This is a genomic window from Streptomyces sp. NPDC059456 (assembly GCF_042750055.1).
In the GTDB taxonomy this organism is placed as follows: domain Bacteria; phylum Actinomycetota; class Actinomycetes; order Streptomycetales; family Streptomycetaceae; genus Streptomyces.
In genome coordinates this window covers 1-2,324 of record NZ_JBHYVA010000966.1, presented here as the reverse complement: position 1 = coordinate 2,324, position 2,324 = coordinate 1, and the positions used below count along the sequence as shown (strand labels likewise).

3 protein-coding genes are annotated in these 2,324 nt (G+C 73.4%); all 3 read right to left on the bottom strand.

Going from position 1 to position 2,324, the window contains the following annotated elements; all coding sequences use genetic code 11:
* Nucleotides 1–792 (bottom strand): FAD-dependent oxidoreductase (locus ACFXA3_RS41155; protein ID WP_385196396.1); only part of this gene is annotated, 792 nt, incomplete at its 3' end.
* A 148-nt stretch (nt 793–940) separates the two neighbouring features.
* The gene (locus ACFXA3_RS41150) at nt 941–1,480 is read right to left on the bottom strand and encodes an EF-hand domain-containing protein (protein ID WP_385196394.1); all 540 of its coding nucleotides are present in this window, start codon (nt 1,478–1,480) and stop codon (nt 941–943) included.
* Between the two features lie 211 nt (nt 1,481–1,691).
* Nucleotides 1,692–2,324 (bottom strand): hypothetical protein (locus ACFXA3_RS41145; protein ID WP_385196392.1); only part of this gene is annotated, 633 nt, incomplete at its 5' end.

Here is a 2,324-nt window from a genome sequence, read left to right as displayed (position 1 = left end):
TTGCAGGGCGGGGTGGGCATGGTCGTTACCCGTGAGCCCCTCGGGGAAGCCGAGGTTGTTCTCGATCCGTGAGGTCGTTCCCGCTTGGCCGCCGGGCGCGTCGTCCTCGATCACGACCACGCTCATGCCCTCGGCCGCGGCGTACACCGCCGCGGACAGCCCACCGGGGCCGCCGCCGATCACCGCGACGTCGTAGTGGTCCTGCTCGGCCGGCCGGATCAGACCGAGCCGCTCCGCCAGCTCGCTGAGGGAAGGGTCCGTCATCTCGGTGCCGTCGCCGAGCCGCACGGTCACCGGGGCCTCGCGCACGTCCTCCTCGGGCACCCAGCGGAAGATCACGCCGCTGCGGCCGAGGAAGTCGCGGACCGCGTAGGCGGCGGGCGAGAAGCGGCTCCCGCGCACCTCGGCGGTCGGCAGATCGCCGTGGAAGTCGGCGTTCCATGTGCACAGGGAGTCGTCGAGGGCGCCCCGCAGGTGCTCCGCCGGGCTCTCGTCGGTGCGGACCGCTCCGGTACGGGCACCCGGTACGGCGTCGGCGTGCCCGGCGAGCGACAGCCAGCGGACACCGGGGGGCGCGGCGCCGGGTTCGGGGGCCTCGTCGGCGAGCACGGCTGCGACGGGCACCTTCCGGTCGGCCAGCGAGCGCAGCGCCCGGACCACCTCCGCCGGCCCGCCGACCTGCAGCACGCGGAACGAGGTCCGGTACCAGCTTTGCACCAGCTCGGCCGTCTCGTGCCGGCGGAGCGGGTCCGGGTCGGAAAGAACGATCACCGGCAGTGCGGCATCGGCCATCAAGAGTTCCTCCAGTTGCTCTGGGGGGATCGGCTTCCCCGCCCGGACAACGAGCGGGGAAGCGATTCGAACCGGCCCCCGGGGAGCAACTGCAGGTGGGTGGGCGGGGTGCGGGCGGGTGAGCGCCGGGTGCCCCCGCCCGCCGCTCTCAGAGACGGCCGAAGAACTGGTTCCCGCGGGCCGTGTGGTTCTCGCTGGTGTAGTACTCCTTCATCGCGGAGCTGATCTCGTCCCGGCTGAGCTGCCCGTCCCCGTTGACGTCGAGCCGGTCGAACGCCTCGTCGAAGGTCTCCCGCGGCAGGCGGAACATGCCGTGGAGCAGCGAGGTGTACTCCTCGCGGCTCAGCATGCCGTCGCCGTCGCGGTCACCGAGCTCGGTCCAGGCGTTGCTCATGTTCCTGATGCGCTCCCAGATCCGGTTCTGGTCCGTGACGATCCGCGCCCGGAACGCCGCCCGGAACTCCTGCCGGTCGACGACGCCGTCGTCGTTCTTGTCCATCTTCTGGAAGACGGTGTCCCAGAGGTCCGCCAGTGAATCCCGGAGTCGGTCCACGGCGTCCGGGGCGCAGCCGAGCGACTCGGCGAGCCGGTCCGAGACGCCGATGACGTCCGACTTCTCGAGCCGCCCGTCAGGGTCCGAGTCGAAGACGTCGAACGCCCGCTCCAGCTTGAGGTCCAGAACGCTCACGACAGCACCACCTTCACTCCATGTAGTCGGCTCGCGACAGTGCGAGACGGCGCCCAGGTAACCACACGCCGCGGCCCTCCCGCATGGAAGGAACGGGGTGACTGGGCATATCGGGTGACGTTGCCGGGGTCCGGGTTTGCCCCGCCCCTGCCGGGGGGCGGGCGGGGCGGGGGGGCGGGCGACCCGTCGACCGGATCGCCCGCGGAACGGGTCAGCCGGCGACGGCCAGGGCGCGGACGGGGCCGCCGATCCGCAGCCAGGTGGCGCCGTTGCGCTCCCAGACCGCCGAGCGGTCCTTGTCCAGGCGGTACAGGCGTTCGCCGCGCGCGCCGAACGCCGACCCGGCGTCCCCGACGCGGGACCAGGCGCCGGCTCGGTAGCGCCACAGGCCGCTGTCGGCCTCGTTGAGGGCGTACAGCTCCGAGGGGCTCGCGTACAGGGCGCCCGCCGGCCCGCCGACCACGCTCCACACGCCCGCTTCGCCGCTCCACCGCAGGACCGCGCTCCGTTCGGGGTTGAGCCCGTACAGGTTCCGGTCGGTCACGGCGAAGTCGGCGCCCGCGGTGCCCGCGTACGACCAGGCTTCGCCCGTCCCCCCGTACGCGAAGATCCGGCCGTCGACCGGGTCGGTGGCGAACAGTCCCGCTCCCCCGCCGTAGAGGCGCCCGGCGGGCCCGCCGACGCGGGTCCAGATGCCGTGCGCGCGGTCCCACCGGTGGACGGCGCTGCGGTCCGGGGCCAGCCGGTACAGCTCCGGACCGCCCTGGACGTGGACCGCAGGCTCGCCCTGCGCATGCTGTGGGGCGCCGCCGGCACGCTCGTCGCGTCCTGCCTCCTCGTGGCC